The sequence below is a fragment of the Halalkalibacter suaedae genome (assembly GCF_017939705.1).
GTDB lineage: Bacteria > Bacillota > Bacilli > Bacillales > Bacillaceae_D > Halalkalibacter > Halalkalibacter suaedae.
In genome coordinates this window covers 140,603-164,921 of sequence record NZ_JAGKSQ010000006.1, presented here as the reverse complement: position 1 = coordinate 164,921, position 24,319 = coordinate 140,603, and the positions used below count along the sequence as shown (strand labels likewise).

Below are 24,319 nucleotides of genomic sequence, written 5' to 3'. Positions count from 1 at the left end.
TTCGTGATCATTTTAGGCTTAAAACCCCAAAGTATATTGAATAAGCTAATTTGGAATACAGTGTTGTTTACGCTGTATTTTTTTGTTGTTATTTGTATTTAAGTTTAGTAAGCGGTATACTTAATTAACTTAGTAGTAAGATACTTATTTGTTAACTAAATAGATTGAGGTGGGGAATGATGAATCAAACGGTATTACTTACTGGAGCAAGTAGTGGTATTGGTTATGAGCTTGCGAAGATTTTTGCTGAAAATCGGTATGATCTGATTCTTGTCGCGAGAAGTCAGGAAAAGCTGGAACAGATAAAAGTAGAGCTCAGTAAGCCGGGAATTGAGATAATCACGATCGTTAAGGATCTTTCCATATCAGAGACGCCCTTTGAGGTATATGAGGAATTAAAAGAGCGTGGAACAAAGGTTGATATATTAATTAATAATGCCGGGTATGGGATGTCTGGCCAGTTTGTAGATTTAGCACTTGATGATCAGCTTAATATGATGCAGTTAAATATGATTTCTCTAACAACGCTTACCCATCTTTTTGTTCAGGATATGGTGAAGAACAAATTTGGTCGGATTATGAATGTCGGCTCAGTTGCCTCATTCTTCTCTGTACCGAATATGAGTGTTTATGGAGCAAGTAAGGCATTTGTTCTTTCTTTTTCAGAGTCCCTAAATACTGAATTAAAGCATAAAGGAGATATTAAAGTAACGGCTCTTTGCCCAGGACCGACAAAGACCAATTTTGCTGAGGTTGCAAAAGTGAAGTCTGTCGAGCAATTTAATCGTTCTGGTATGACAGCAAAAGACGTCGCTTTAAGCGGATATAAAGCAATGCTTAAAGGGGAGCCGGTCGTTGTCCCTGGATTTACATTTAAGGTGGCCGCACGCTCGATGCAATTACTGCCAAGAAAATGGTTACAATCCCTGATTGGAAGAGTCAATCACTAAGGGGGAGATGTAATGGTTTCATCAAAGGATGAAGAAATGTTCGAGCTATATGAGGCGTTTATCCTCGCTGCAAGAAATTGGTCAAATGAGTGGAATGTTCATAACGAAATTAGTCTCTCTCCGACCCATGTCCTTATTCTTGAGTTATTAGAGCTAGATAAGGTGAAACGGCCATCAAAGTTAGCAGCAGAGCTTCATATCACAACTGGTGGTGTTACTGCATTAACGAACAAACTTGTGAGGGATGGCTTTATCAAAAGAAGTCATCTGGAGGATGACCGTAGAGCGATTGCCTTAGAAATAACGGATGAGGGAAGGGCATTACTAGAGGATGCTAGAAAACAAAAAATGATGATCATGAAGAAGATGTTTGGAATGCTTTCTAGCACGGAGCTAAACCAGCTCAAAGCAGCGTTCAATAAGATGAATCATGGTGCTTCTAAGGAGGGTGAATAATGACTAGGAAAACAGCCTTACTTATAGGAGCGACAGGTTTAATAGGTAATGAGCTATTAAAGATCCTGCTTAAAAATGACGCCTATCAAAAGATCACTGTAATTGTTCGAAATCCTTTAGGGATGACAGATCCGAAGCTAGAAGAAATAGTAACTGATTTTGATGAGCTTGATGAAGCACTAATCAATTTTCACGTAGATGATGTGTTTAGCTGTCTCGGAACGACAATCAAAAAGGCAAAATCCCAAGAAGTCATGTACAAAATAGATGTAACGTATCCACTCAAGATTGCACAGCTCACTAGAAAAGTCGGAGCAAGACAATTTCTTTTTGTCAGTTCTCCATATGCAAACGCTAAATCAAGAACCTTTTACACGAGAATAAAAGGGGAATTAGAAGATGAAGTCATGAAAATTGATTTTAACTCGATTACGATTTTTCGTCCGTCTCTTTTACTTGGAAAGCGTCAAGAATTTCGCTTAGGTGAACATACAGCGGGAGTCTTATTTACAGCCCTTTCATTCCTGTTCGTCGGTCCACTAAAAAAATTCAGCGGCATTCAAGGGAAAACAGTTGCAAAAGCAATGGATAAGGCGGCACAGATGAATCAAGAAGGTGTTACTATTTATGAGCTAGATCAGATTGAAGAGCTTGGTTCCTAAAGGTACTACGAGATCTAGATTAAGTAATAGACAGGAAGAGCCTTTCCATTCGGAAAGGCTCTTCCTGTTTTTTTACTATTTTTTGACTATATAACTTGAACTAGGAGTTGACTCTAATGAAAAAAAGGATAAACTAGTGATAATGATTATCATTTAATGAATGAGAAAGGATAGTAGCAAGTATATGAATGAAAGGTGCGAATAGGTACATATTAGCGAAGCTTTGAAAAAGGCTCTCTATTGGATATGGAGGATAAGAATGAATCAAATTATAATTGATACAGAGAATAGTAAACTACTTTTAGAACAATTTAAATTAGCAGGAACATCTCAGTTCAATATGGTCTCGAAGAAAGATATCGAATATAGAGTTTTCATCTCTGTACCTACTATAGAACCCCCTTCAGAAGGATTTCCAGTGATCTATTTATTAGATGGTAATGCGGTTTTTGGTACGGTGGTTGAAGCGATTCGAATTCAATCAAGAAAACCAGAGAAAACAGGGATTAGTCCGGCGATAATCGTAGGGATCGGTTATCCGGTAGATGAGCCATTTTTTGAACAACGCTTCTTTGACTATACGCTAGGTCCAGCTGAAATTGATATTCTATTAAAAAATGAGCAGACATCCATCCCTGCTCACGGAGGGGCTAAGCAATTTTTGGATTTTATTGAACAGGAATTAAAGCCTATCATTAAGCAGAACTACCCGATCAATTTAAATAAACAAACTCTATTCGGACATTCGCTTGGAGGCCTTTTTGTTTTATATACAATGTTTTCAAGAAGTAGTTCATTTCAAACGTATATTTCTGGAAGTCCTTCACTACATTGGAATAAAACCTTGCTCTTAGAGGTTGAAAAATCTTTTGTGATTAGTGTTCAGCAACAAAAGATAGATCAAGAATTATTAATTGGGGTTGGAGAATTAGAAAGATGGAAAAATCAAGAAATGGGAGTGTATTCAAAAGAGTTGGTAAATAGACTTAATGAATTTCAAAATGATGGACTACATGTTAAGTATTTGACGTTCCCGGGAGAGGGTCATGTTTCTGTTTTGCTACCACTTATTAATGAATTGTTACGATTCTCGTTAAAAGTATAAGGAATCAAAAGACGGCTACCAAGTTTGAAGGAGGTTGTCTTTTTACTTTGTATAATAGTATTGGTTGGAAAGTTTGGTTGGAAAATAAGTTCAATCCCTTGACCGAATCTTTAATTTAAAGGATATTCTACAATATAAAGGAAAAAGCTAGAAACAAAAAGCCAAAAGCTGAAGGAGATATTATGACAGCCGAAAAACAAGCAATGGACGCAGGTTGGAATTTAGATAATAGCTACTCTCGTTTACCAGGTACATTTTTTAAGGACCATCAGCCATCTCCTGTCACGTTACCAAAATTAGTCATTTTAAACGAAGGATTGGCATCATCGTTAGGATTGAATAGTGAGAAGTTACGTGATGAGCAAAGTATCGCGATTTTCGCTGGTAATCAGATCCCGGATGGTGTACGGCCGCTTGCTCAAGCTTATGCAGGGCATCAATTTGGGCATTTTAATATGCTTGGAGACGGTAGAGCGATTCTTTTAGGTGAACAGATTACACCACAAGATGAGCGTTTTGATATCCAGCTCAAGGGTTCTGGTAGAACACCTTATTCTCGTGGCGGTGACGGTAGAGCGACACTTGGCCCAATGCTTAGAGAATATATTATTAGTGAAGCGATGCGTGGACTGGGGATACCGACGACTCTTAGTCTGGCAGTTGTTACGACAGGGGAAGAGGTTATCCGTGAAACTGATTTGCCTGGTGCTGTTCTTGTACGGGTTGCTAGTAGTCATATTCGAGTCGGTACTTTTCAGTATGCAGCTGAGTGGGGAACAGTAGAAGATCTTAAAGCCTTAGCTGACTATACAATAAAAAGACATTTTCCTGAAATAGAGGGTGAACAGCATTGCTATCTATCGCTTTTACAAGAAGTGATTAAGCGTCAGGCAGAACTGATTGCGAAATGGCTGCAAGTTGGCTTCATCCATGGCGTGATGAATACAGATAATATGGCGATTAGTGGAGAAACCATTGACTATGGACCGTGTGCGTTCATGAATGAATATGACCCAGCAACGGTATTTAGTTCAATTGATAGACAGGGACGTTATGCCTATGGCAATCAACGGTTTATCGGCGGTTGGAATCTGGCCCGTTTTGCAGAATCACTATTACGACTATTGCATGAAGATCAGGATGAGGCAGTGAAACTTGCACAGGAGGAGATTTCAAATTACACACCGTTATTTCATAGCTATTGGTTAACAGGGATGAGAGCAAAATTAGGACTATTTAATGAAGAGGACGAAGATGAAGCATTAATTGAAGATCTGCTTAGCATTATGCATAATCAAAAGGCTGACTATACGAACACCTTTCGAGATTTGACAATCGATCAAGGAGAGAACCAGCCTCTATTCAAAACCGCTGAGGGGAAGCAATGGTATGAAAGATGGCAGCAGAGAGTAAGTGGACAGCATGAGCCGAAAGATGCCTCAATTCGGCTAATGAAGGAAAGTAATCCCGCCATTATACCAAGAAATCATCGAGTCGAAGAGGCCCTACAAGCAGCTGTCGATAATAACGACTATAGTGTAATGGAACGACTGCTTGAAGCTCTGGCAAACCCTTACGAATATTCCACTCTTCAGGAGGAGTATTCCACATTACCACCACAATCAACACGCCCATATCAAACGTTCTGCGGAACATAATATAGCACAAATAATAAAAGCCTTTGAGAAACTTCTCAAAGGCTTTTCCTCCATAAATCTACAAATCATTAAATAAATTCACAGAATTATATATAAAATGTAATATAATGGTATTAGTTCTATGTGTTTACTAATAAGTAATACTATAATAATTTAGTCCATTTGATGTAGGGAGAAGATGTCTTATGTTTTCGTATAGTGCGAGAATAGTACTGCTCTTGTGTATTGCATTTGTAGTCTTTCAACCAGATGCTGCTGGGAAGGATGCAAGGATCGTAATAGATGAATCGATTAATACACTTAATTTAGATCAAAAAATCGAAATATTTGAAGATACAGAGAGTAAGTGGACGATTGAAGACATCCAATCATCAGAAATGGATAAACATTTTAAACAGTATCAAACTGGGGTCCCTAGTTTCGGCTATGCAGGCTCTGTTTACTGGGCTAAGCTTCAGCTTGACAATCAATCACTCGAACATGATTGGCTGCTAGAAATTAGAAACTCTACCCTAGATCATATCACACTCTATTCAGAAGCTGGTGATGAGTTTAAAGCTCAAAAAACAGGAGACCTTTTGCCATTTTCCGAGCGTGACATGAACCATCGGAACTATGTTTTTGAAATTGAGTTGCAAACGAATGAAGCAAAAACGATGTATCTTCGTTTTGAAACAGAAGGAGCTATGCAATTTCCACTTACGCTCTATAATCACAAAACTTTTCTAGAGAAAACATTGTATGAATATGGTGTATTAGGTCTGTTTATCGGAATAGCCGTTGTCATGGCTTTTTATAATTTGTTTTTGTATTTTTCGTTACGAAATAAGAGCTATTTGTTCTATGTCTTATTCATTTTGGTTAATTTAATTACTCATTTGGCCTTTACTGGATTGGCCTATCAGTTTATATGGCCAGAAAGTGTTTGGTGGAATAATCGGTCGATTGTCTTTTTCATGTGTCTAACAAATATTGTTGCAGTTCTATTTGCAAAATCCTTTCTGGATGCGAATACATACATTCCTAGAATAAACATACTTTTCAACTATCTGATGCTATTTAATCTAGCGACAATGGTTCTACTCTTCTTCTCGTATCCAGCAGCTTTGAACATAAGTGTTGCGAGTATTGCTTGTATGAGCATTGTCATTATGATAGGAGCCTTTATCTCTCTTAGAAGAGGATTCAGACCTGCACGGTTTTTCTTACTTTCTTGGTATGTATTCTTAACTGGAGTCATCATCTCTATTTTGGCTGATGCGGGTATGATCCCACTTAATTTCTTTACAAAATATGCATGGCAAATGTCAACGGCATTTGAGCTCATCTTAATATCCTTTGCTCTTGCAGACAAAATTAATATGTTGCGATTAGAAAAGGAGCAGGCGGAGCAGGAGGCAATCAAAAGTCAAAAGGAAAAGCTAGAAAGCTTGAAACAAAATGATAAATTAAAGGATGAATTTTTGGCAATAACCTCGCATGAGCTACGTACCCCCTTAAATGGAATTATTGGTCTTGCCGACTCGTTGTACGATGGTGCGGGTGGGGAAATTAATAATACCGTTAAAGACAATCTTAAGATGATTAAAATTAGCGGGATCCGACTTGCTCATTTAATTGACGACATACTAGATTTTTCTAAGCTCAAGCATAATGACATTCAATTACATCTGAAGAAGGTCCGTCTGAAGGAAGTGTCAGATGTAGTTGTCACAATATGTGAGACATTACTAAAACAAAAAGACATCAAATTAATAAATAGAATTAGTCCGGATTTAACTGTCTTAGCAGATGAAAATCGTCTCCAACAAATTCTTTTTAATTTAATTGGAAATGGAATTAAATACACAGAGAAAGGTGAGGTGGTTATTTCTGCTCGAGAGATTAAAGATAAGGTGATTATTGAGGTAAAGGATACTGGTATAGGGATCCCAGAAGAGGAGCATCAATCGATCTTCTTACCATTTAACCGAGGAAATCAATTTAGTGCTAGCACAAGTAGGGGGAGCGGAATTGGACTAAATATAACGAAGCGCTTGATTGAACTCCAGCAAGGGGAAATTACACTGCAATCCACTGTCGGTGAGGGGACGTCTTTTTATTTTACATTACCTCTTTATCAAGAAGCTGAAAGAGCAGAACCTGAAATTGCATCAACGGTAAGTGTGGTTTCGAGAGAGTATCATGAGCAAACGTCCTTAAGTCTGGAAATGCCTTCAACGGACGTCGCTGTAAATGGTGGAAGTAGAATTTTAGTTGCGGATGACGATCCGGTGAATATTCAAGTATTAATTAATTACTTATCAATGGCTGGATACACGATTGAAACAGCTTCAGACGGTGAGGAAGTACTGAGTAAAATTTCTCAAAATGATTCCTTTTCATTATTAATTCTAGATATAATGATGCCTAAAATGTCTGGCTATGAAGTATGTCAGACATTGCGAGAGACAATCACTTTGACAGAACTCCCGATTTTAATGCTGACTGCAAAAAATCAAATAGAGGATCGAATCACAGCCTTTGAAGTGGGTGCAAATGATTATTTGATGAAACCAGTTGATAAGCGTGAGTTATTGTCACGAACGAAAACACTAATTAATCTAAAGGAATCTACACTTAAAGTTCAAAGGCATGCTGAGGAAGTAGCTCGAATCAATCAGCAACTGCTAGAAATGAATGATCTTTTAGAAGAGAAGGTTACCTCACGAACAAAGCAACTGGAGTGGAAAAATCAGGAGCTAGATAAGATTAATTTGGAGCTAAGACAAATAGAGCAATCGAGGATTGATCTATTGTCGAATATTTCTCATGAACTAGGAACACCCTTGACCTTTCTACAAGGATATATTCAAACCGTTCAGGAAGGGTTTATTGAGGCGAGTAACCCGAAGTATCTTGAATTAGCTCAAGAGAAGATTACTTTATTAGATCGTCTAATTTCAGATTTATATGACCTTATTAAATTCGAATCAGGGAAAATGCAGTTAAAGATTAGAACGATCCCATTTACAAGCTGGTTTAATCATCTGTTTGAGAAGTTTGAATTCGAAGTTAATCGTAATGGATGTCTTATACATAAGCCAGTCTTCAAGAATGTGTTAGACAATGATGGAGAGTTACTAATTGATGTTGACCGAATCGATCAGGTAATGACTAATATAATTTATAATGCACTAAAGCACCTATCGAAAGAAGGGGAAATTTTCATATTTGGAGAACTAGTACATCATCAAGAGGATGAAAACGGTTTTGAAACAAAAGTGAAAATTGAAGTGCGAGACAACGGCACAGGAATAGCAGAGGAAGAGATTCCATTTCTATTTAATCGGTTTTATAGAGGCTCTGATCAAAATAGCGATGAGATAAAAGGCTCGGGTTTAGGGCTTGCTATCACAAAAGAAATCATTGAATATCATAAGGGACATATTTGGATAGAAAGTAAGAAGGGCGAGGGAACATCTGTGTTTTTCACTTTACCAATTATCCTATAGGAAGTTGCCACCTATTTTCTGAAACTAATCCAGGAGGGTAAAATAGAATGAGGAAGAAAGTTCTGATTGTTGAGGATGATAAGGATATAAGGGAATTAACAACTTTATATTTGCAGAAAAAAGGCTATGAGGTGGTAACTGCTGACACAGGGAATCTTGCTCTTACATTAGTACAGATAGAAAAACCTAATTTAGTTTTGCTAGATATTTTATTACCGGGAATTAATGGTTTGGACGTCTGCAAACATATGCGGGAGATGACAACTGTACCGATTCTATTTATGAGCTGTAAGCGAGACTCTGTTGATAAGGTACAGGGATTTGATGCTGGGGCTGATGACTATATTACTAAACCATTTGACATGGCGGAGCTTGAGGCTAGAATGAAAGCGATCCTCCGCAGAAGTAGTCAGACAGCACAGCATGAAAAAGGACAACGATTATCGTTTGGAGATCTTTCTGTTGATTTGAGAACATTAAATGTTTATGTCCGTGAAGAACTTGTCTCTCTCTATGCGAAGGAAAAACAATTACTAATTACTCTATTACAACATCCTAACCAAGTGTTTAGTGCAGAGCAATTATACCAGCAAATCTGGGGTGTTTACTGTTCAGGGGATTTGAAGACGGTGATGGTCCACATTAGTAATCTTAGAAAAAAAGTTGAACAAGACCCTACCAAACCAAAGTATATTCAAACAGTAAGAGGCTTCGGCTATAAATTCACGACAGAGTAAATCAAACGAACAATCACCTTGAAAAGGTGGTTTTTTTTTACAAAAAAACAAATAATTATTTTTTGTTTAACCTTATTTTAACCTTGGTCATTTATAGTAATGTACAGATGGCTTTTTAATGTACGTGACTAAAGTATTGAAAATCGAACGATAGCGATAAGTTTCAGAAATTGGCGGACCTATGTATAAATTAGGAGTGATGGAGATGAAGGATAACAAACTAATTACTTTGGACACGGAGTACTCTGAGTGGATTTGCTTGATGATTGAAGCAAAGGAAATTGGTCTTCAGCCTGAGGAGATTAGTGAATATTTACTTGCACAGAAAGAAATGCGGGCGGCTCGTTGAACGGAAATAAATAAATAGCTCCATTTTCTAGTCAGATAAATCAGATCGCTCCTAGTAAATCTATTTGAAATACACTTTAACCCTCATATATCTTCGTAAATCCCAAGTTCTCCTCCATTCTGCCTTCCTTTTTTAGTCTAATGTGATACGCCTCTAATCAATCAAAGATGAGTCCATTTACGTGGGCTCTTTTAGCTATGTCTAAGAGAAGCCTCCTTAAATTAATGGTAAGATAACAGCAAGACATTAGTAGTTAGGAAGGGAAATCAACATTGCTAACATCTACTAGAAATGAATTGATTCCAAATTAGCTAAGAGTCCTTTATACTAGTATTTCAGTGAAGTAGATAACGGTATACTAAAGTGAGTGAAAGATACAAGGAGGAATATAAATTGGTTATGACTAAGGGAGAAAAGATGGTTGCAGAGATTAACCATCTTGATGATAGAGGATCAGGAAGGGCAGTTATCTGGCGTGAAAATGAGTTAGGGAATTTAAAGAAGTTAAAATTAACCATTCCTCAGACGCTTCCTGGAGAGAAAGTTCGTGTCACTGTTGATCAGCCTGAGCGGAAAAGACGAAAAGCGATGCCAGATGAAATAATTGAAAGTCACGCGGAAAGAACTGAAGCATCCTGTCAGCATTTTGAAAAATGTGGGGGCTGTGTGTGGCAGCACTGGCATTATAATGGTCAGCTACAACAGAAGACAGACCATGTCAAACATGCAATTGAAGCACAAGGCTTCGATTCAAGTCTTGTATTAGACACAATTGGTATGGACGAGCCCTGGCATTATCGCAATAAGATGGAGTTTACATTTGCTACAGATGGTTCACTTGGATTACATGAGCAAGGGAATTTCAGAAAGATCATTTCACTTGAAACCTGTTTGATCGCAGGGAAGGAGATGGTTGAAGCGGCAATGACAGTTGCTGAGTGGGTAAATGACTACAATCTTAAGGGCTATGATAAAGATCTACATGAAGGCTTGCTTAGACATTTAATGGTGAGACAATCCTTTGCTACTGGGGAAATGATGCTAGGCCTATTTGCGACGGAAGCACCAGATGGTCCTTTGCAAGAGGCAACTAATGAGTTAGTTAAACGTATCGAAGAAAAGTTTCCACAAGTTAAGAGTGTACTATGGTTAGAAAATACAGCATGGGCCGATCGTACGCAATCTGAGAAAACTCATTTACTTGCTGGTCGAGATTTCATTTATGATGAAATGGCAGGCTATCGCTTCCGCCTGTGGTTTGATACATTTTTCCAAACAAATCCGACCCAAGCTGAGAAGCTGGTAGAAATCGCAATTGATCTAGGAAAACCAATGAAAACAGAGAAGATGATTGATCTTTTCTGTGGTGTTGGCACATTTTCTCTACCTTTTGCCAGCAAGGTTGGGAAGCTTGTTGGAATTGAAATTGTTGAAAGCTCAATTGAATCAGCCAAACGTAATGCGAAAGACAACGGTCTTTCCAATACAGATTTTCTTGCTAAGGATGCTAGGAATGGAATTGATCAAGTGCTAGAGAGCTTTGGAAACCCAGAACTACTTCTGCTTGATCCGCCACGTTCTGGTGCTGGTGGGAAAGTAATGAGACGAATTGGACGTGCTAAACCAGAGCGAATCGTTTATGTATCCTGTAATCCAGATACCTTCGCAACTGATATTAAAGAGCTTGAAGCATTTGGTTATACACTAAATGTTGTCCAGCCAGTTGACTTATTTCCTCATACAGTTCATGTGGAATGTGTTGCATTGTTAACCTATGTCGGGTTCCCTTCATAAGGTTCGAGCTCGTTCTTAACAAAAATCGAGGTTGTCGATAAGGTTAAAGATTAACCTTTGGACAACCCTTTTTTTGTCTATTTCTATATGTAACAAGCAATTGAGGGACGTTTATTGAAATGCTGATAAGGGTAAAGGAAGTACAAAATCTTTAGTAGGGGGGGTTGTATGACTAAAATACCAAAAGTGAGAAATGGAGAAGAGTATATTGATGTCAAGGCAGGGAAGTTTCGTCTCTATTTTGATAAAAGATATAGAGTTTTCTCTACGCTCAATGACATCTTAATTGGGGTTCTTTTCGTACTAGGGAGTATATTTAATTTTTTTACTAATATGCAGCTTGTTGGGAGCATTCTGTATTTATTAGGTAGTGCGTTCCTAGTCGTACGTCCGATCCTTAGGCTGATGCATAGTGCTTCGCTTAGAAGAGAAATCAAGGATAAAGAGACATATAAGGCTTGAAGCTATTCTCGGTTTTCTTTTTAATTTGTATAAATGAGTTGATATTAATGTTCTGATTTTTATAGCGTTGATTACGTCATTAGAAAATTAGTCAAATTCCAACCATTGTTTACATGGTTGTTTTTTTTCTTTTGTTCATGAAATGATCAAACTTTTGTAACTAATTCGTTCAAATTGTGATATATTTCACATACTCGTTGCGTTTATAATGAGTATAACTTCATTAGAGAAGAGGAGGAGAATTGATGGAGTCTGTTGAATTAAGCCGCTACTTAACGATGCTAACATTATCTGTTCATGTTATTTATGCAACTCTTGGTGTTGGTGTACCGATTATGATAACTCTTGCTCATTGGCTTGGACTAAAGAGAAATGATGAGCAGTATTTACTGCTTGCAAGGCGTTGGGCCCGTGGGTATGTGATAACTGTTGCTGTGGGTGTCGTTACTGGAACTGCGATTGCATTGCAATTAGCTTTATTATGGCCGAAATTTATGGAATTCGCTGGTCAGCTTGTTGCCCTCCCATTATTTATGGAAACTTTTGCGTTTTTCTTTGAAGCTATTTTTCTAGGTATTTATTTATATACATCTGACCGCTTTAAAAATCCCAAGCATCATTTTTATCTATTAATTCCTGTTGTACTTGGTGCGGCTATGTCAGCACTGTTCATTACATCAGTGAACGCTTTTATGAATGCACCACAGGGATTTGCTCTAGTTGATGGACAATTAACTAATATACAACCACTCTTAGCAATGTTTAATCCAGCAATGCCAACAAAGGTTGCGCATGTCGTCGCGTCAGCTTATATGACAACGGCCTTTATTCTAGCATCTATTGCTGCGTTTCATATGTTAAGAGGTAATCGTCATGAGTATCACCGTAAAGCATTAGCGTTAACAATGAAGGTAGCATTGATCTTCTCGATTGCGACAGCTCTTGTAGGTGATTTATCTGGTAAGTATTTAGCTGAATACCAGCCAGAGAAGCTAGCTGCTGCAGAATGGCATTTTGAGACAGAGGGAGAAGCACCACTTGTGCTCTATGGTGTCTTAACTGAAACAAATGAAGTGAAATATGCTATTAAAATACCTTATGCCCTAAGCTTCCTTGTCCACAGTAATTTTAGTGGTGTCGTAACGGGATTAAATGATATTCCAGAGGAGTATCATCCACCGTATGAAATTCACTATCTGTTTGACACGATGGTTACGATAGGAATCTGGCTAACAACGCTTTCCTTCGCTTATTGTGTTGCACTATGGCGAGGATGGAAAATCATTCAATCAAAGGTATTCAGAATCTTACTTGTTGCCTCAGGACCATTAGCAATGGTTGCAATCGAAGCAGGATGGTGGTTCACAGAGGTTGGTAGACAGCCTTGGATTATGAGAGGGTTTATGAAGACAGCAGAAGGAGCGACTGACTCACCTGATGTTGGTTTAATGCTTATTGCATTTGCAATTCTATACGCGATTTTGTTAGTTGGAACAGCGGTCGTATTGATTCGAATGTTTAAAAATAACCCTGTTGAAAAAGAGCTTGAAATGGCAACTGATGAACAAAGGAGTGAAGCGAAATGACGATTGAAATAGTAGGAATATCAGTATTGTGGCTGTTCCTATTCGGCTATGTCATTGTAGCTTCAATTGATTTTGGAGCAGGATTTTTCAATGCTTCAACAATTGTGACTAAGAAGAACCATATTGTTAACTCAGTTATTCAACGATATCTTTCTCCAGTATGGGAGATTACGAATGTTTTCCTTGTATTCTTTTTTATTGGGATGATTGGTTTTTTCCCAAGTACGGCCTATTATTTCGGGACGGTGCTGTTGATCCCGATTAGTATCTCAATCATCCTTTTAGCATTACGAGGAAGCTACTACGCTTTTGGAACATATGGTACAAAGGGACATAAAGGCTACACTCTGATGTACGGTGTGACAGGTGTTCTTATTCCAGCTTCATTATCAACGGCTTTAATTGTTTCGCAAGGTGGGTTCATTCGTGAAACAGCGACAGGTAGTATTGCATTAGACTATCTAGCCCTATTTACTAGTCCGTTTGCTTGGTCAATTGTATTACTAAGTCTTGTTAGTGTGTTATTTATTTCGGCTAGCTTTCTAGCATACTATTCAAACGTCGCTCAGGATTATGAAGCACTCAAACTATTTAGACGTTACACATGGCTTTGGAGCTTTCCGACGATGGTGACTGCCCTTGGAATAATTATTGAGATGCGTTGGCATAATCCGGCTCATTTTGAAGGACTAATCTCTTTATGGTGGGTGTTTCTCTTGTCCTTTATCTGTTTCCTTGAGAGTCTATGGCTCTTAAAGAAAGGGAAATATGGTAAATCGTTCATCTTTGTCGTATTGCAGTTTGCTTTTGCCTTCTACGGATACGGTGTTTCACGTTACCCGTATATTCTCTATCCATATATCACGATATATGATGGCTTCACAAATGAAACGATGGCCTATGCATTAATAACAGTGTTTATCTTTGGTTTAATGCTTTTACTCCCGTCACTCTATCTTGTATTCAAGCTATTTATTATGAATAAGCCTTATATTCGAAAAGGCAAAGCGTAAGGGGGAAACTAGAATGCATAACTTCTTAATATTTTATGCTCCACTTTTAGTCGTTGTATTCGCTGTTGCCTTATCCTTATTTGTAGCTGCAAAAAGCACAAAGTATGAGGATTAACAGATGAAAACACTGCAAAAGCTTGCAAAGCAACAAAAGGGACGGTACTATTCACTGTTTTTCATCGCACTGGCTTTAAGTGTTGTCATCATTTTGCAAGCCTATTTAATTGTTTCCATTATTAATGATTTATTTATAAATAAAGAAACATTTTCCCATGTAATCTTCCCATTAATCGTTCTAATAGGTGTCCTAGTTGTTAGGGCATCTTTATCCTATTTTAGTGGGAAGATTGGTTTGAAAATGGCCGCTCTAGTTAAGGCCAACTACCGTAAAAGATTAATTGAGAAATATGCACGGAATTCATTGACGGCTTCTTATACCGGACAATCAGGACATAAACTAAGTGTCCTGCTCGACACAGTAGACGAGCTAGATAGCTTCTTTAGTCAGTATATTCCGCAACGAATCGTCACAACAGTTGTGCCACTCGTTGTTCTCATTGTTATTTTTAGCCAGAATGTCTACTCTGGCTTAATTATTTTAGTGACAGCTCCATTTATACCGCTATTTATGATTATTATTGGTGGAGCCACGCAACGGAAATCAGAGGAGAAGCTTGAGAGCTTGGCTGCATTCTCAGGTCGATTTTTAGATACGCTTCAAGGGCTACTAAGTTTGAAGCTATATGGCCGCTCTAAACAGTACAAAGATGTCATCGAAAAAAGTAGTCTCGGCTTTCGAGATGCAACGATGAATATACTCAAAGTGGCTTTCATGTCATCGTTGATGCTGGAATTTATCTCAATGCTTAGCATCGGTCTTGTTGCATTAGAATTAAGTTTGAGATTAGTCGTTTTTCAATCAATGGATTTCTTCACGGCTTTTCTAATTCTGTTGCTTGTCCCAGAATTCTTTACTTCCCTTAAAGAGCTAGGAAGTGCATTCCATGCCGGCAGAAGTAGTACTGGAGCCGCAGCCAAAGTAGAACAGGAATTAGAGACAATTGAAGACTCAATTGAGTGGGGAAATGAAAGAATGACTGCTGAGCCTAAAACAATTGAATTACAGGATCTTCACTTTCAATATGGTGCAGAAGGCTTTGCTCTGAGTCAGATTGACGCAACAATCAAGCCAAATCAGCAAATAGCGATTGTCGGAAAAAGTGGGTCAGGTAAGACGACATTGCTTAACCTCATAGCGGGTCTTGTGAAACCATCAGGCGGAAATATCCGAGTAAATGGTCGCGATCGGTCAGATTACCATGAACAGGAATGGTTTGGACAGATTGGCTATATTACACAGCATCCTTATTTGTTTTCAGGAACCATTGCTGAAAATATTGCACTAGGAATCAAGGCTTCAAGAGAAGAAGTTGAACTAGCCGCAAAAAAGGCTGGTATCGCAGATTTAATCGAATCGCTACGAGATGGATATGATACAGAAATCGGTGAAGGTGGAAGGGGTCTATCAGGTGGAGAAAAGCAACGGGTTACATTAGCACGTGCCTTTTTGAAAAAACCATCGATTATCCTATTTGATGAACCGACAACTGGATTAGATTTAGTTACGGAGAAGATCCTTCAACAATCAATGAAGGAACTAGCCGAAACAGCCACTGTGATTACTGTCGCACACCGTCTACAAACGATCAAGAAGGCTGATCTGATTCTTTTTATGGAGCAAGGCTCAATTATAGCGAGAGGTAAGCATGATGACTTACAAAAAGATGTAGCTGCATATCGTGACATTTTTGCTCCACAAGAAAAGAAGGTGTAGAGATGACAGACCTCATTCATATCACGAAACTAATGATGAAAAAAAAGAAGGATGTTCTTCTCTCAATCCTTTTTGGTTATATAGCAGGAATTACAGCTGTTGGCCTATTTGCAGCAAATGGTTTTCTGATTTCTCGTGCGGCAATTGAAACTTCGCTATCTGTGTTAATGACAATGATTGCGATCGTGAAGATTGGTAGCTTTCTTCGTGCAGGAAGCCGGTATGCAGAGAGATATTATTCACATAGAGCGACATTCACAATGCTTAGTGATTTGCGTGTTCATTTTTATGAAAAAGTAGAGGGGCTTTCAGCGAGTGTCTTTCAAAAATACCGTGGTGGAGATTTATTGTCCCGTATTGTTGGCGATGTCGAAAGCCTACAGAACTTTTTTCTTCGCGTGCTCTATCCACCGATTATAATGATTTTGGTTTTTCTTAGTACGATTTTATTTTTATCCTTTTACTCAGTTGCTGTTGTTATCCTTTTAGCAATTGGTTTAGTTATAACAGGATTTATCATCCCAGCATATTTTGCGAATAAACAAAAAAGGATCAGCAATGAGATTCGTGAAGATCGAGCACATCTTTCAACGGAAATAGCTGAGTGGTTTCAAGGGTTTCGAGAGTTGAAAATTCATCAAAAGCTTGAGAACAAGGAACAGCTACTATTAGATGCATCTGATAGCTATATTCGAGATCAACAACAAGAAGGGATACAATCGATCTATAATCAAAGCATCAATACGATCGTTTCCTTGCTTATTTCGTGGATGGTTTTGGCTGTAGGTGCGTATTTAGTAGCGACAGGAAGCTTAGATGGTGTATTCTTGGCGATGCTTGTTATGGTCAGTTTGACAGTGTTCGAACACTCAACACCAATGGCCGCGTTTCCTGTCCATTACGAAGATAGTAAAAAGGCAACGGAGCGGCTATATTCTGTAGTTGAAACGAATCAAAAAACGGAGCCGCAGTCTAAGGAAATCCTCCACTATTGGCAAACGGCACCTTCTGTTCATTTGGATAATGTTAGCTTCACCTTCCCAGATGAACAGCGTAGCACGTTAAATAACATCACTTTGACATTGCCAGCTGGTTCAAAAACAGCCATTGTTGGGCCAAGTGGTTCAGGGAAATCAACACTCCTCCAGCTTCTCTTAAGGATTGTTGAAGCAAATGAAGGTGAGATCTATTTAAATAGTGAAAGGATCATGGAAATGGACCAGGAGGAATTGTGGAAGAGAATTAATGTGATTCTACAGGAAAACCACTTCTTCTACGGCACGATAAAGGAAAACCTGCTATTAACAAATAATCAGTTCTCAGATGAACAGCTTCAACAAGTTCTAGACGATGTAGATTTACCTCATTTTAATCTAGAGGATCAAGTGTTAGAGAAAGGTCAGAATCTTTCTGGCGGTGAAAAGCAAAGATTAGCAATGGCTCGAGCTGTGCTAAAAGAAAGTTCATTTTGGTTACTGGATGAACCGACTTCTTCACTAGATTCTTGGACAGAACAAAGGCTTTACCAGCTTCTGTTTAAGCAAGCGAAGGAAGATACGGTTGTCATAGTGAGTCATCGACTTGCAGGGCTAGAACGAATGGATCAAATTGTTGTAATGGACCAAGGTAGAATTGTTGAGGTTGGGACATTTAATGAATTAATTGAGGCAAAGGGCTATTTCTACCAGCTGAAGCAAATTGAGAAAAGCGTTGTGCTATCGTAATGGGAAATTGATATTTGATATATCAACTACAAAAGCTCAGAGATTTGTCTCTGGGCTTTTGCTTGTTGACAAAGAGGCGGGGCGAAAGTGTCTGAACTATTTTAAACCTGAACAAAGATAGAAATGCAAAATTTACTCGGCATGCGGTGGTGGGGCTCCAGTGTGCCTAATCGTGCTAGAGGATTTAAAGTTTGATATTATCTAACTTTTCACTGCCAAAAAGTCTCTCCTAGTAAATTTAGGAATAACATTGACCTCAAATGTTGCAGAGATTTTCTTAATGCGATTTGTAGAACCTTTACGGACATTTGATCCCTTAAATTCGAATAATATCCCCTTTTTATCAGTGTTAAGGACATATGTTCCTTTATTTCATATAATTCTCTAAATAATGACAGTCATGACACTAAATAACGGAACAAATGTCCGCTCCCATATGATTTTTCGCTTTTTTCTCTTAATTAGCGGAACAAATGTCCGTAAGTAATCTTTAGGAGAAAAACCGTGCACTTTTTCTATCCGGTAGGCGTAACGCAGGCCACTATCACTACTTACCTCTAATTACTCTGATATGTGTTTTTTACCGGTATTCAAACCGACTAACTCCTCACTAACACTCCATAATCTCTTTGCCAGGGCTTCGTCATGTGTTTGTGCATTTGTTTTTACTTGTTTTTTGTTAATGAAGTAGGTTCCGGAGATCGTAGCTATTTCATCGGCTGTGGCTAAGTAAATAGCTGTGCTTGCTCCTTCAGCAGGTGTTTGGAAAAAGGGCTTTAGCATCTTTACAATCGTTTTTCCGAAGCCTGTTTGCCGGTCGATTCCTAAGTTCGTTGAGACAGCACCAGGATGAAGGGTGTTAGCAGTTACTTCACTTCCTTCTAATCGACGAGCCAGCTCATAAGTGAATAGGATATTTGCTAGTTTGGATTGACCATAAGCTTTGAACGTTCGGTAGCCCTTTGTTGATTGGAGATCGTTAAAAGAGATCTTTCCAAATTTATAAGCTCCAGATGATACATTGATAATTCGTGAAGGAGCACTTTCCTTTAATTTATCGAGTAATAGGTTTGTGAGTAGAAAGGGAGCAAGATGATTTACTCCAAATTGTAATTCAAAGCCATCAACTGTTTCCTGACGCTTAGTGGAAATGATAGCAGCATTGTTTACTAGTACATCTAGGCGGGTATAATGCTGATTAATATGTGCTGCAGTTTGACGAACATCTTCTAGTTTGGAGAAATCGCAGAGGAGAAGATCGACTTTAGTGTTACCACTTTCTTGTATCACTTCTTGCTGTGCCTCTATTCCTTTAGCTTCATTTCTACAAATCATAATGACATGAGCATCTAGCCTGGCAAAAGCAAGAGCTGTCGCCTTTCCCATTCCAGAATTTGCACCTGTTACAACCATAGTGGGTTGATCTGACTTCATGATATCCCTCCAGTCATTCATTCTCAGTGCCTCTAGTATAACGGATTTAGGGGATACGTGCTCAACTTGCTTCATATCTATTCTTGGTTGAATAATTTTGTTTTATAGAAGAAATCATATGAATGTGGAATTATTTGTGACCGAAGTTAGCATATGACACTTGTCATATAACTTACTGACGTTCATGACTACATAGTTAGTATTGCTTTTTTTATAATAGGGTTAATTAAGTCTCTAATAAAATTCAAATAATAGAACCTTCAAGGGGGCAATTATGAGTAAACAAAAATTAGCACAACTGAAAAAAAGTGTTGCACCATATGAGAATTCCGATGCTAAATCAAGTGTTAGACAGATATTTAACACAATTCCACCGTTTATTCTATTATGGTTCCTAGCCTATCAGAGCTTATCTGTTTCAATCTGGTTGACACTTGCACTATCGATTGTAGCAGCAGGGTTCGTTGTCCGAATCTTTATCATTTTCCATGATTGTTGTCATGGCTCATTTTTCAAAAATAAAAAAATCAATAATATCTTAGGTACGATCACTGGCGTTATTACGATGTTCCCTTATGAAAAGTGGAAGCGAGAGCATTCAATTCACCACGCAACAAGTAGTAATCTAGATAAGCGTGGAACAGGTGATGTTTGGATCATGACGGTTGATGAGTACGTTGAAGCACCATTGAAGGAAAGATTAGCTTATCGTCTTTACCGTAATCCACTTGTTATGTTTGGACTTGGACCGATTTACTTGTTTTTCGTAACGAACAGAATGAATCGAAAAGACGCTAGAAAAAAAGAACGAATGAACACTTATCTGATCAATGCATCAATTGTTGCTGTCTATTCAGCAATGATCTGGTTAGTCGGCTGGCAGGCATTTCTAATCGTTCAAGCACCAATTCTATTTGTTGCTGGTTCGCTTGGCATTTGGTTATTCTATGTTCAACATCAGTTTGAAGATTCTTATTTTGAAGATGAATCAGAGTGGGATTATGTGAAGGCTGCAGTTGATGGAAGTTCGTATTATAAGCTACCTAAAGTATTACAATGGGTGACTGGTAATATTGGCTACCACCATGTTCATCACTTGAGCCCAAGAGTTCCAAATTACAATCTTGAAAAGGCACATGAATCAACGCCACCATTACAAAAGGCTACGACAATAACGGTTAGCTCAAGTTTAGAGTCAATTCGCTTCCGTCTATATGATGAGAACAAGAAGACGTTTGTTAGCTTTAAAGAAGTGAAGCCATTACTTGAAAAAGCTAAAGCGGGCATGAAGCTTAAAAGTAACCGAGTAAACCCAACAAGATAAGGGAGTATCAACGGTTATAATCATTGCTTAAGGCCACTGAAAACATCGGTTTTTCAGTGGCCTTTAAGATAATAAGGATGTATCAGAAAAACCGTTCAACTACGATGTACATAAAAAGGCGATAAGAAACCTTTACTAGTACATCTGAATTTTGAAGGGTTTTTCGTTTCATTTATGTAAAAATTTAGGTGGGTCATATATAATAAAGAGAATAGGAGGGACCTATGCAGAGCTGGTATAATATTTTTCCCAAAAACACAGGTCTTAGTATCTATGTTTGGATCATCTTTTGTTTATTGCCATTCTATTTTATTTTTAAAACATCTTCTATGTTAGAAATTGTCTTTGGAATAATTATGATTTTATTATTTTTTGGTTCCTATCGTCTATCTTTTATTTCTAACGGTCGCTTTGTCTACCTTTGGATTGGAATCGAAATGGCGATTAGTATTGGCATGACTTTATTTTATGGCTATGTTTATTTCGCGCTATTCTTAGCGTTTTTTATTGGGAATATCCAAAGTAGAGTTGGCTTTTTTGTTTTGTATACTGTTCATTTACTTACGACGATCATTGCTGTAACAATTAGCTTTTTCACTAAGAATGAACTGTTTTTCTCGCAATTTCCTTTTATCGCTCTTTCTATTATCGGAGTAATTCTGATGCCATTTAATACGTATAATCGCAACAAGCACGAAAGGCTTGAACATCAATTAGAGGATGCAAATAAGACGATTTCGAAATTAATGGTGATTGAGGAACGACAACGAATTGCGAGAGATTTGCACGATACACTTGGACAGAAACTATCATTAATTGGGCTGAAAAGTGATTTAGCTCGTAAATTAATAGATGTTAATGTGGACGGGGCAAAGGCAGAGATTATGGACATTAACCAAACAGCTAGAACGGCCCTTAAAGAAGTTCGTGAAATGGTCTCAGATATGCGTGGAATCAAACTAGAAGATGAAATCATTCATATCAAACAAATTCTTAAAGCTGCGGAAATGGACTTTATCTTTGAGGGAGATGCCAAGCTTAATGGAACGCCATTATTAATTGAAAATGTTGCTAGTATGTGTTTAAAGGAAGCTGTGACTAATGTTGTTAAGCATAGTAAGGCAACAATGTGTAAAGTAAGCATTCAAGAATTATCGGGTGAACTGCGAATCGTCATAGAGGATGATGGGATTGGAATTTCAAATCGTAATGATCTTCAAAAAGGACACGGCATACAAGGAATTAAAGAACGGCTAGAATTTGTCAACGGAACGTTAGACTTCATCCAATCAAAGGGAACGACATTGGAGATAAACGTACCTAATGTCATTAAACAAACGAAGTAGGGGGGGACTTTTTTTGATTCGAATAGTCATTGCGGAAGATCAACGGATGCTACTTGGAGCTTTAGGTTCTTTACTCGATTTAGAAGAAGACATGGAAGTTGTCGGTAAAGCCCGGAACGGACAAGAAGCATTAGAACTAGTAAAACAGCTGAGTCCTGATATTTGTATTATGGACATTGAGATGCCTGTCAAAACAGGGTTGGATGCAGCAGAGGAATTAAAAGGTCAAGAATGTAAGGTGATCATCCTAACTACGTTTGCAAGGGCTGGTTATTTTGAACGTGCTAGAAAAGCGGGAGTGAGTGGTTATTTGCTTAAGGATAGTCCTAGTGAAGAGCTAGCCAATTCAATTAGAATCATTATGGACGGACGCCGAATCTATGCACCAGAGCTAGTTGATCTTGCTTATGAGAATGAAAACCCATTAACTGAACGTGAAGTGCAAGTAATCGAATTAATCGCTGACGGGAAAAGTACAAAGGAGATAGCCGATCAGTTATACTTAACAAATGGGACTGTTCGCAACTATATCTCAGTCATACTAGATAAGCTCGATGTTGGAAACCGAATTGAGGCAATAGCTCGCTTCAAGGAAAAAGGCTGGTTTAAATGAATTAGTAAGATTCTTGTTATGAAGAAGGCATCCTTATAGATGTCTTTTATTTTTAATTGATTAAGTCTTTTCTTCTATCAATATAGATAGTCCCTTGTTCATCTATTTGTGCAAAGAAAACTTCTTTTATGTTTGCGATGTTGTTTAAATGGAGAACGTCTCGTACCCAGGTCATATCCTTATTTAATAATGATAAGCTCTCGGTTAATACTTGACCATCTACAATAAAAGCCTGTGCATTACCACGACTTGAATGAACGTTAAAGACATCTTGTTGTGTTGCGTTTAAATAAGCTGGTTTAGCCAGTGCTGTGATTGTTCCATCTGTTTCCATCAAGGCAGTCTCAACTTGATCAAGATAAAAAAATCCCTTTTTTCTTAATCCAGCTAAAAGTCCATCCATTGTTAGCCTGACTACTTTAAGTCCCTCTTCAAGGACTTGTCCATTTTTGATTAAATAAGTGGGTTCGTCTTCTAAAATTTTCCGACCCCATATACTTTTCATTGCTCCAATGCTTGATAGGAAAGTATAAACGCAAAATAGAATCAATCCAACCATACCAATCATCACAGGGATATCCTTCATTAACATGGAACTGGCAACAATGGATCCAATTGTGATACCTGCGACAAAATCAAAAAAGGTCATTTGTGCAATTAGCTTTTTGTTTAGAAAACGACATAAACTATACAGTACAACAAATCCAACAGTTGTTCGAATAATCATTTCAATCATACTCATCGTTTAAACCACTTCCCTTATGTACATACATAGTTGAAAATAGTATGCTTGCGAATATAGGTTTTTATGTGTTTTACGGCAGTATAATAAAAAGCTTAACATGTTAATTTAAGGAGTTCATTATGCAAGAGAATTATTACGATGGTGTATTTAATATTAAAACGAAGAATGACCAAAAAGGGTTCCCTGACTCAGCTCACTATCATCGGTATGAGGCAACGCCTTACCTTGCTTTAGACCGCTTATTCGACAAGTATACGATCACAAAGACAGACAAAGTCATTGATTTTGGATGTGGAAAAGGAAGGTTAAACTTTTATATTAACCATTTTTTTGAAGCAAATGTTGTAGGGATTGAAATGAATGAGAAATTATATATCGAAGCATTAAAAAATCTAGACCGTTATCAAAAGAAAAATAAAAAGACAGATCAAATCGAATTCGAGTGCTGTTTAGCAGAGGAGTATGAAATTACTTCAGCTGATAACAGGTTCTACTTCTTTAATCCATTTTCAGTACAAATCTTTATGAAAGTTATTAATAACATTCTACGCTCTGTCACAAATGCTAAGAGGGAAGTGGATATCATCTTATATTATCCGGCTAAAGAGTATATTTATTACCTAGAGCATCAAACTTCATTTACGTTAAAAGAGGAAATTGCCTTGAATGATATATATGGAAATAATATTAATGAAAGGTTTTTGATCTATAGACTCTGCTAACACGCTTATCAATCTTGCTATTTCAATATACGGAAGAGGTATGGTGAAATTGTGATTCATGGTACTGTAGAATAAACAAATTACTCGGATCGAAACAATCTGTGGTTAGAAAAATATTGTTTTGTGAAATAGAAGTTATAGCGAAAGTTTAGAGTTGGAAAATAACAATTGACAGACTATTATTTGTGACTTATGATTACGTTAATCAATTGAATATCTTCTTTTAAGGGGAGTAGCTTTTATAATAAAGTCGTCATTCCAGAGCAATGCTCTCGGCTTTATTGGCAACTAACGTTGTTAGCCAGACCTTA

21 protein-coding genes are annotated in these 24,319 nt (G+C 37.8%); 19 read left to right on the top strand and 2 right to left on the bottom strand.

The features are described from left to right. Positions 1-179 precede the first annotated feature (179 nt). From J7W16_RS15360 to cydC, 15 genes are all read left to right on the top strand, one after another. Complete coding sequence (locus J7W16_RS15360; RefSeq protein WP_210598264.1) at positions 180-950, top strand: SDR family NAD(P)-dependent oxidoreductase; 771 nt, start codon at positions 180-182, stop codon at positions 948-950. Between the two features lie 12 nt (positions 951-962). Next, positions 963-1,406, top strand: coding sequence for a MarR family winged helix-turn-helix transcriptional regulator (locus tag J7W16_RS15355; RefSeq protein ID WP_246880040.1), 444 nt, complete (start codon positions 963-965; stop codon positions 1,404-1,406). Further along, entirely contained in the window at positions 1,406-2,068 is a 663-nt protein-coding gene (locus J7W16_RS15350; protein WP_210598262.1) for an oxidoreductase, read from the top strand. The genes J7W16_RS15355 and J7W16_RS15350 overlap by 1 nt, the downstream gene beginning before the upstream one ends. A 259-nt stretch (positions 2,069-2,327) precedes the next feature. After that, positions 2,328-3,173 (top strand): alpha/beta hydrolase, encoded by an 846-nt coding sequence (locus tag J7W16_RS15345; RefSeq protein WP_210598260.1) that lies wholly within the window; start codon positions 2,328-2,330, stop codon positions 3,171-3,173. Between the two features lie 182 nt (positions 3,174-3,355). Beyond that, positions 3,356-4,831 carry a protein adenylyltransferase SelO gene (locus J7W16_RS15340; RefSeq protein WP_210598259.1) on the top strand — a complete coding sequence of 492 codons (1,476 nt, stop codon included), beginning with the start codon at positions 3,356-3,358 and terminating at the stop codon, positions 4,829-4,831. 185 nt (positions 4,832-5,016) lie between these two features. Further along, the gene (locus J7W16_RS15335) at positions 5,017-8,325 is read left to right on the top strand and encodes an ATP-binding protein (RefSeq protein WP_210598257.1); all 3,309 of its coding nucleotides are present in this window, start codon (positions 5,017-5,019) and stop codon (positions 8,323-8,325) included. A 47-nt stretch (positions 8,326-8,372) separates the two neighbouring features. Continuing rightward, positions 8,373-9,062, top strand: a complete 690-nt coding sequence (locus J7W16_RS15330; protein WP_210598255.1) for a response regulator transcription factor — start codon at positions 8,373-8,375, stop codon at positions 9,060-9,062. 205 nt (positions 9,063-9,267) lie between these two features. Beyond that, complete coding sequence (sinI, locus tag J7W16_RS15325) at positions 9,268-9,411, top strand: DNA-binding anti-repressor SinI (RefSeq protein ID WP_210598253.1); 144 nt, start codon at positions 9,268-9,270, stop codon at positions 9,409-9,411. 399 nt (positions 9,412-9,810) lie between these two features. Beyond that, on the top strand, positions 9,811-11,205 hold the full coding sequence (gene rlmD, locus J7W16_RS15320; protein WP_419095848.1) for a 23S rRNA (uracil(1939)-C(5))-methyltransferase RlmD: 1,395 nt from the start codon (positions 9,811-9,813) through the stop codon (positions 11,203-11,205). Between the two features lie 168 nt (positions 11,206-11,373). Then, on the top strand, positions 11,374-11,667 hold the full coding sequence (locus J7W16_RS15315) for a YrhK family protein (RefSeq protein ID WP_210598250.1): 294 nt from the start codon (positions 11,374-11,376) through the stop codon (positions 11,665-11,667). A 245-nt stretch (positions 11,668-11,912) separates the two neighbouring features. Then, the gene (locus tag J7W16_RS15310; protein ID WP_210598248.1) at positions 11,913-13,253 is read left to right on the top strand and encodes a cytochrome ubiquinol oxidase subunit I; all 1,341 of its coding nucleotides are present in this window, start codon (positions 11,913-11,915) and stop codon (positions 13,251-13,253) included. Next, positions 13,250-14,266 carry a cytochrome d ubiquinol oxidase subunit II gene (locus J7W16_RS15305; RefSeq protein ID WP_210598245.1) on the top strand — a complete coding sequence of 339 codons (1,017 nt, stop codon included), beginning with the start codon at positions 13,250-13,252 and terminating at the stop codon, positions 14,264-14,266. Before J7W16_RS15310 ends, J7W16_RS15305 begins: the two co-directional genes overlap by 4 nt. 13 nt (positions 14,267-14,279) lie before the next feature. After that, positions 14,280-14,381 carry a cytochrome bd oxidase small subunit CydS family protein gene (gene cydS, locus J7W16_RS22480; protein ID WP_419095846.1) on the top strand — a complete coding sequence of 34 codons (102 nt, stop codon included), beginning with the start codon at positions 14,280-14,282 and terminating at the stop codon, positions 14,379-14,381. 3 nt (positions 14,382-14,384) lie between these two features. Next, the gene (cydD, locus tag J7W16_RS15300; RefSeq protein WP_210598243.1) at positions 14,385-16,100 is read left to right on the top strand and encodes a thiol reductant ABC exporter subunit CydD; all 1,716 of its coding nucleotides are present in this window, start codon (positions 14,385-14,387) and stop codon (positions 16,098-16,100) included. A 2-nt stretch (positions 16,101-16,102) separates the two neighbouring features. After that, on the top strand, positions 16,103-17,824 hold the full coding sequence (cydC, locus tag J7W16_RS15295; protein WP_210598241.1) for a thiol reductant ABC exporter subunit CydC: 1,722 nt from the start codon (positions 16,103-16,105) through the stop codon (positions 17,822-17,824). Positions 17,825-18,385: 561 nt separating this feature from the next. On the opposite strand, the gene J7W16_RS15290 is transcribed toward cydC, so the two are convergent. After that, entirely contained in the window at positions 18,386-19,258 is an 873-nt protein-coding gene (locus J7W16_RS15290) for an SDR family oxidoreductase (RefSeq protein ID WP_246880039.1), read from the bottom strand. A gap of 274 nt (positions 19,259-19,532) precedes the next feature. On the opposite strand from J7W16_RS15290, the gene desA reads away from it, so the two are divergent. The 3 genes from desA (at position 19,533) to J7W16_RS15275 (ending at position 22,541) form a co-directional block, all read left to right on the top strand. Beyond that, positions 19,533-20,582, top strand: coding sequence for a Delta(5) desaturase DesA (gene desA, locus J7W16_RS15285; RefSeq protein ID WP_210598239.1), 1,050 nt, complete (start codon positions 19,533-19,535; stop codon positions 20,580-20,582). 224 nt (positions 20,583-20,806) lie between these two features. After that, positions 20,807-21,928: a sensor histidine kinase gene (locus J7W16_RS15280; protein ID WP_210598237.1), complete on the top strand. Its 1,122-nt coding sequence runs from the start codon at positions 20,807-20,809 to the stop codon at positions 21,926-21,928. 13 nt (positions 21,929-21,941) lie between these two features. Beyond that, positions 21,942-22,541 carry a response regulator transcription factor gene (locus J7W16_RS15275; RefSeq protein WP_210598235.1) on the top strand — a complete coding sequence of 200 codons (600 nt, stop codon included), beginning with the start codon at positions 21,942-21,944 and terminating at the stop codon, positions 22,539-22,541. Between the two features lie 52 nt (positions 22,542-22,593). On the opposite strand, the gene J7W16_RS15270 is transcribed toward J7W16_RS15275, so the two are convergent. Next, positions 22,594-23,283 carry a DUF421 domain-containing protein gene (locus J7W16_RS15270; protein WP_210598233.1) on the bottom strand — a complete coding sequence of 230 codons (690 nt, stop codon included), beginning with the start codon at positions 23,281-23,283 and terminating at the stop codon, positions 22,594-22,596. A 122-nt stretch (positions 23,284-23,405) separates the two neighbouring features. Here J7W16_RS15270 and J7W16_RS15265 point away from each other — a divergent pair, with 122 nt between their 5' ends. Then, positions 23,406-24,008 (top strand): methyltransferase domain-containing protein, encoded by a 603-nt coding sequence (locus tag J7W16_RS15265; protein WP_210598231.1) that lies wholly within the window; start codon positions 23,406-23,408, stop codon positions 24,006-24,008. The last annotated feature ends 311 nt before the right edge of the window (positions 24,009-24,319 follow it).